A 6,632-nucleotide genomic window follows, 5' to 3' on the forward strand; every position below is an offset into this window, starting at 1 on the left:
ATGAAAAAAAATGCCCAGTCCGTGGAAGCCTGGCTGGAGGCGATGATCGCCGTGGCGCGCTATTATCGCCTTGATTTTTCTCAGGAGAACGTGCGCGCAACCGTCAACTGGGAGCGCGATAGTAAGCGGGAGGAGTTACTCACCGACATGGCGCGGCAGTTGGGGATGGGGCTGCGGCTGGTCGAGTTCTCCGCCGATTCGCTTAACCCCTGGCGGTTGCCGCTGATCGCGGTATTTGATAATCAGCAGATTGGCGTAATCACCCGCCGCGACAATCACGACAATATCAGCGTTCAGTTCAGCGGTGACGAAGGGCTGGAAACCACGCTTAACGTCGCGGATATCGAAGACAATATCGTCGAACTGGCGCTACTTCGCCCACTCAGCGCCATCCCCGATGCGCGGGTGGATGACTATATTCGCCCGTATCAGGCGAACTGGTTCTGGAGTCTGTCGCTGAAAGACTGGCGGCGCTACGGCGATATTATGCTGGCCTCACTGGTGGCGAACGTGCTGGCGCTGGCGGCGATGATTTTCTCGATGCAGGTTTACGACCGCGTCGTTCCGGCGCAATCGTACCCGACGCTGTGGGTGCTGTTCGCCGGGGTGATGATGGCGATTCTGTTTGAGTTCTGTATGCGCATGGTGCGCACGCACCTTTCCGATGTGATCGGCAAGCGGGCAGATCTGCGTATTTCGGATCGCGTTTTTGGTCACGCATTACGGCTGAAAAACAACGTGCGCTCGAAATCCACCGGATCGTTTATCTCGCAGATCCGCGAACTGGAATCGGTGCGGGAGCTTATTACTTCCACCACCATCGGCGCGGTGGCGGACTTGCCGTTCTTCCTGCTGTTTGTTTTTATTCTGTGGATGATCGGCGGCTGGCTGGTGCTGGTGGTTTTGCTGGCGCTGCCATTACTGGTGATCCCCGGTCTGCTGATTCAACGCCCGCTGGCGCGGCTGGCGAACGAAGGGATGCGCGAGTCGGCGGTACGCAACGCGACGCTTGTGGAAGCCGTGCAGTCGATTGAAGACATTAAACTGTTGCGCGCCGAGCAGCGTTTTCAGAATCAGTGGAATCACACCAACGATGTGGCCTCGTCCATCAGCATGAAGCAACGTTTTCTCACCGGACTGCTGCTCACCTGGACCCAGGAAGTGCAATCCATCGTCTACGTGGTGGTGTTGTTGGTGGGCTGCTTTATGGTGATGAACGGCGACATGACCACCGGCGCGCTGGTCGGGACGACGATCCTGGCTTCGCGCACCATCGCGCCGCTGTCGCAGATATCCGGCGTGCTCTCACGCTGGCAGCAGGCGAAAGTGGCGCGTAACGGCCTTGATGAACTGATGAAGCGCCCGGTGGATCAGCCGGAACACGGCAAACTGGTGCATAAAGCGGTGCTGCACGGTAATTATCAGTTCAGCAACGCGGTGTTTTATTACGACGAAGAAGACAAGATTGCCGATGTGGCGATTGGCAAACTCAATATTCAGGCCGGTGAGAAAATCGCCATTCTTGGGCGCAACGGCGCGGGTAAGTCAACACTATTGCAAATGCTCGCCGGAATGCGTATCGCCCAGCAGGGACAGGTGCTGCTGGATAACATCAGCATCGGGCAGCTTGATCCGGCAGATCTGCGCCGCGACATGGGGCTGCTCAGCCAAACCGGGCGACTGTTCTTCGGCTCGCTGCGGGAAAACCTCACCATGGGGATGCCGGAAGCCAGTGATGAAGATATCGAACGCGCGTTAACCCTCAGCGGGGCGCTGCCCTTTGTACAGAAGCAGAAAAACGGCCTCAACTACATGATTCAGGAAGGGGGATTTGGTCTTTCTGGCGGTCAGCGGCAAACGCTGCTGTTGGCGCGGCTACTTATCTCTCAACCCAATATTGTCCTGCTTGACGAACCCAGCGCCTCGCTGGATGAAATGGCGGAAGCGCATTTAATCGAACAACTGAAACAGTGGATTGGACATCGCACGCTGATTATCGCCACTCACCGCACGGCGATGCTGCAACTGGTGGACCGCATTATCGTGATGGATCAGGGGCGGATTGTCATGGACGGTGCGAAAGAGGCCATTTTGCGTGAGCAGGGCGAACCCACGGCGCGACGCGTGGTGTTACAGGAGAAGAATAAGGGGTCTGCCGCATGAACGGACAAATGCAATACAACCGTGGCCTTAATGAACCGCATCTGCCGCGATCGGCGCTGGCAGTTCGCGTTACCGCAGTGATGCTGCTCTGTTTTCTCGGCTGGGCGTGGTATTTCCAGCTTGATGAAGTGACTACCGGCAGCGGCACCGTAGAACCTTCCGGGCGCGAACAGGTGGTGCAGTCGCTGGAAGGCGGCATTTTGTATCATCTCGACGTGAAGGTGGGCGATATTGTCGAACAGGGTCAGCCACTGGCGCAGCTTAACCGCACCAAAACTGAATCCGACGTACAGGAAGCGATGTCGCGGCTGTACGCAGCGCTGGCAACCTCGGCGCGGTTGCGGGCGGAAGTCAGCAATAAACCGCTGGTGTTCCCTGACGAACTGAATAAATTTCCCGAACTTATCGAATCCGAAACGGCGTTATACAACACCCGCCGTGAAGGGTTAAGCAAAGCCACCACCGGACTGACGCAAGGGATTAGTCTGGTCAATCGTGAACTGGCAATGACCCAGCCGCTGGTGAAACAAGGGGCGGCGAGCAACGTGGAAGTGCTGCGTTTACAGCGCCAGGCTAATGAACTGGAAAACAAACTTAACGACGTGCGTACACAGTATTACGTTCAGGCGCGGGAAGAGTTAGCAAAAGCCAATGCGGAAGTGGAAACCCAGCGCTCGGTGATCCGTGGGCGGGAAGATTCTCTCACCAGGCTCAACTTTACCGCGCCGGTACGTGGCATTGTCCAGGACATTGACGTTACCACAGTTGGCGGCGTCATCGCCCCCGGTGGTAAACTGATGACTATCGTGCCGCTGGATGAGCAACTGCTGATTGAGGCAAAAATCTCCCCGCGCGATGTGGCATTTATCCATCCGGGGCAAAAATCGCTGGTGAAAATAACCGCTTACGATTACTCCATCTACGGCGGCTTGCCAGGAGAAGTGGCGGTGATCTCACCGGACACCATTCAGGATGAAGTGCGGCGCGATGTTTATTACTATCGGGTGTACATTCGCACCTTCAGCAACCATCTGGAAAATAAACATAAACAACAGTTTCCGATATTCCCAGGTATGGTCGCGACAGTAGATATCCGCACGGGCAAAAAGAGCGTGCTGGATTATCTGTTGAAACCCTTTAACAAAGCACAGGAGGCGTTGCGCGAACGATGAACATTAGCGATGTGGCAAAAATTACCGGCCTGACCAGCAAAGCCATCCGCTTCTATGAAGAGAAGGGATTGGTGACACCGCCAATGCGCAGCGAAAACGGCTATCGCACCTACACGCAGCAACATCTCAACGAACTGACGTTACTGCGCCAGGCGCGCCAGGTGGGCTTTAACCTAGAAGAGAGCGGAGAGCTGGTGAACCTGTTTAACGATCCGCAGCGACACAGCGCCGACGTAAAACGGCGCACGCTGGAGAAAGTGGCGGAGATCGAACGGCATATTGAGGAATTGCAAGCCATGCGCGACCAGTTGCTGGCGCTGGCAAACGCCTGCCCCGGCGATGACAGCGCCGATTGCCCGATTATCGAAAATCTCTCCGGCTGCTGCCATCATCGGGCGGGGTGAAAAATCAGTTAATCCCCGTTTGCACAGAAAGAATATGCTGCAAACTTTCTACCATAATGCGTCCCGACTGAAATAAACCTTCCTGGATTGCGTTGCTGGCATTAACAGCGTGAACCAGGGAGGCTAATAAAACAACTTGTAAGAACGCAAAGATAAATGCACCAATAATCATAATATGCATCAGAGTTGGTTTTTTTTCATTCTTCATTTTAAATAGCCCACAAACTGGCCTTCCTTCATTAATGCGACTTTCCCTGTATGGTGATAAACAATCACGTTATAAAGACCAGACTGGTATACGGTGGCATCTTTATTATCTTCATCAATCGCGCATAATGAATCATTGAGATAAGCAAAGTTTTTACTGCTCATTCTAAAGGTGAGACCAAAACCTTTATAAATGGATTTTTTAGCGGCCTGGGCGTGTTGTGCGGCTTCTGCGTTCTTATAAGCCTGCGCCTCGGATGCACTTAAAATAGCCGCCTGGCGCTGCTGTTCTGCAAGATAACAGGTGTCATGGCTGACGCCCTGCGCCTGGCAATCTGCGATACGGGAAGTGGGGGAGCTACAGCCAGCCAGTAAGATAATAGTCAGCAGGGAAAACGATTTAATGGTGCTATTCATCATTATTAACCTTAAAGAATTGAGAAATATTGCGAATAAGAAATCGCTATAAAATTTAGAAAGAATATCCCACGCCGACACCCGCGCCGAAATCAGATTGTGTGTCTGCAGAGACACCCGCTTTAATTACTGTATGAATTCCAGCGTTAAACGAAGCACCGACAGATACCGCAGATTCATTATTAAATGTACCCGCTCCGGCAGACACCATCATAAAATCACCTGTCTTAACCTGAGGCTGTGAAGCAATAGCGACGGCTGACGCGATACCTGCATTAGCTTCTTTACGGTTATCTTCCACCTCATGTTTCAACGAACTGAAATTGTTATTGAGTGAATTGATTTGTTGGCTGTTATCTGCGACACGTTTTTGGGTATTTGTTAACTGCTGATGCGTTTGGGTTACGTCTTGTGTCAGGCTGTCAATTTGTTCATGTGTTTGGGTTGAATCTTGTGCCAGACGCTGAATTTGCTCCCCGTATTGCACGCTGTCGATATGCTGCTGCGTTGCCTGGTTGGTTGTGAGGGTATCTATTCTTTGTTTTTGTTCTGCTGTGGTACGTGTATTAGCGTCATTTTGTGCGGCCAGCCTGGCGTTAACCATCTCCTGATAATGTGCGCTGGTGCGGGCATCGCCAAGTGCGGAAACCGTTTTTTGTGTAGTGTCGAGTTGTTGCTGCTGTGCATCGGTAGCGGCTGTCTGTCTGGCGTCGATCATGCTCTGATAACGGGCGGCAGTCTGTACATCGCCAGTGGCGGCAACGGTTTTCTGGGTTTCGTCGAGTTGTTGCTGCTGAACGGCAATATCGTTACGGTTCTGCTCGATATTGTTTTTGTTTTCAGTCACGGTACCAGAAAGTTTGACGCCGTTCATCAGTGCGGTGTTGGCGTTAATGTTGGCATGGTCAGCCGCTGACTGAGCATGTACGACATCGCCTTTCAAGGTGCTGACATCAGACTGCACGACCGAGACATCATTGCGGGTGTCGGCAATGGCGACTTTATTAGCATCAATATCCGTCTGCGCCACCATAATGGCATGATGCGCGTCATCGGCTTTCAGCGATGCCCAGTTGGCTGTGTGCTGCGCGTTCTGAATGGCGGTATCCTGCCCGTTGTCGCGGTCGAGCTGCGCTTGATTGGTTATCGGGTTCAGCGTACTGGTGGGCTGTACGGGAGAGGCGGCTGTATCATCGGCTTTCTGAGGCGTTGTAGTTTTGTAATTATGTGCAATTAGATAATTTTGTGTAGCAGCACTGTTCCCTGTCCTTTCTAAAAATCGACCAATTTTCTGATCAATTTCCATTTGCGACATTCCTGGCTGGATTGCCGCTAATTCTGTCGCTGCTGCCTCAACAGTATCACCCGCAAACGCAGATGGACTTACCGCGGTAGCAACAACAACAGCCAGTAAAGACAACTTTACAGATTTCATGCATTTTTTCTCGATCAAAGTAAGTCACGTTTATTGTTCTAAAGAAAACAAATATTGTTTCTATAAGAAATAATATGTGTTGCAGTTTGAACGAAATCTACGCCGCCATTTGTGTGATGTAAAGCGCATTTTTATGCGATGTAAGCGTAAACACTAGCCAAAAGAAACATTGGTTGTTTCTTATATAAATAATTATGAAGTTCATTTCGTGCTATTTCCTTGTAAAAAAGAGTAACGACTTGTTTTTATAAGCGAAATAAATTCCGTTTCTGGGCTAAACGTGAAGAGGTTCCTGATGTGTGCTAGAATGCGTTTCTTTGATAAATCTCAATTTTTAAGAGGTTTACGCCAGGCAGGGAAATTAAATGAATGAATTTGAGAAGATTTTTAATGAAATGAATCTGGACAGGGCGCTACTCCCCATCCTTTTTCGTTCGAATCGTTCCACGGTGTGGAAGTATTTAAGCGGCGATAGTACGGCTCCTGCCTCTGCTATGTCGCTGATCATGCTGTTGCAGTTGATCCAGAAGAGAAACCCCGATCTGTTAGCCGAATGGTTAACGCTTTCTGATTTTACCATTCCGCCAGAAGTGTACCTGGACCAGCCTGATTACTGGAAAGGGTGGGTGTATACCCAACATAAGGTCAATAAAAACGTCCTGGAATATCTAAAAAAACACTATCCGGATGAAGACCAAAAAAGTATGAGTAAAGGCCGGGAAGAGTAATTTTGCCTCTACTCGGCTATATGCCGGATGCGGCGTAAACGCCTTATCCGGCCTACGATTCGGGCATATTTTTGTAGGCCTGATAAGACGCGTCAGCGTCGCATCA

At 51.2% G+C, this 6,632-nt stretch carries 7 protein-coding genes; 4 read left to right on the forward strand and 3 right to left on the reverse strand.

Translation table 11 applies throughout. From position 1 onward, the window contains the following. From A1WG_RS06725 to cueR, 3 genes are read left to right on the forward strand one after another with little or no spacing between them, the layout of a single operon-like run. On the forward strand, positions 1 to 2,163 hold the full coding sequence (locus A1WG_RS06725) for a type I secretion system permease/ATPase (protein WP_001515910.1): 2,163 nt from the start codon (positions 1 to 3) through the stop codon (positions 2,161 to 2,163). After that, a complete protein-coding gene (locus A1WG_RS06720) occupies positions 2,160 to 3,335 on the forward strand; it encodes an HlyD family type I secretion periplasmic adaptor subunit (RefSeq protein ID WP_001014334.1) in 1,176 nt (391 codons plus the stop codon). The genes A1WG_RS06725 and A1WG_RS06720 overlap by 4 nt, the downstream gene beginning before the upstream one ends. After that, the gene (cueR, locus tag A1WG_RS06715) at positions 3,332 to 3,739 is read left to right on the forward strand and encodes a Cu(I)-responsive transcriptional regulator (RefSeq protein WP_001026744.1); all 408 of its coding nucleotides are present in this window, start codon (positions 3,332 to 3,334) and stop codon (positions 3,737 to 3,739) included. Before A1WG_RS06720 ends, cueR begins: the two co-directional genes overlap by 4 nt. Before the next feature lie 4 nt (positions 3,740 to 3,743). Here cueR and A1WG_RS06710 read toward each other — a convergent pair whose 3' ends face one another. The 3 genes from A1WG_RS06710 to A1WG_RS06700 are packed head-to-tail and all read right to left on the reverse strand — an operon-like array spanning position 3,744 to position 5,678. Further along, positions 3,744 to 3,947: a hypothetical protein gene (locus A1WG_RS06710; RefSeq protein ID WP_000787079.1), complete on the reverse strand. Its 204-nt coding sequence runs from the start codon at positions 3,945 to 3,947 to the stop codon at positions 3,744 to 3,746. Then, positions 3,944 to 4,366 carry a hypothetical protein gene (locus tag A1WG_RS06705; protein ID WP_001515911.1) on the reverse strand — a complete coding sequence of 141 codons (423 nt, stop codon included), beginning with the start codon at positions 4,364 to 4,366 and terminating at the stop codon, positions 3,944 to 3,946. The genes A1WG_RS06710 and A1WG_RS06705 overlap by 4 nt, the downstream gene beginning before the upstream one ends. Before the next feature lie 52 nt (positions 4,367 to 4,418). After that, complete coding sequence (locus A1WG_RS06700; RefSeq protein WP_228029490.1) at positions 4,419 to 5,678, reverse strand: YadA C-terminal domain-containing protein; 1,260 nt, start codon at positions 5,676 to 5,678, stop codon at positions 4,419 to 4,421. Positions 5,679 to 6,163: 485 nt separating this feature from the next. Here A1WG_RS06700 and A1WG_RS06695 point away from each other — a divergent pair, with 485 nt between their 5' ends. Beyond that, positions 6,164 to 6,526: a hypothetical protein gene (locus A1WG_RS06695; protein WP_001001646.1), complete on the forward strand. Its 363-nt coding sequence runs from the start codon at positions 6,164 to 6,166 to the stop codon at positions 6,524 to 6,526. Positions 6,527 to 6,632 lie beyond the last annotated feature (106 nt).

It is taken from the genome of Escherichia sp. KTE96 (genome assembly GCF_000408525.1).
Classification (GTDB): Bacteria; Pseudomonadota; Gammaproteobacteria; order Enterobacterales; family Enterobacteriaceae; genus Escherichia; species Escherichia marmotae.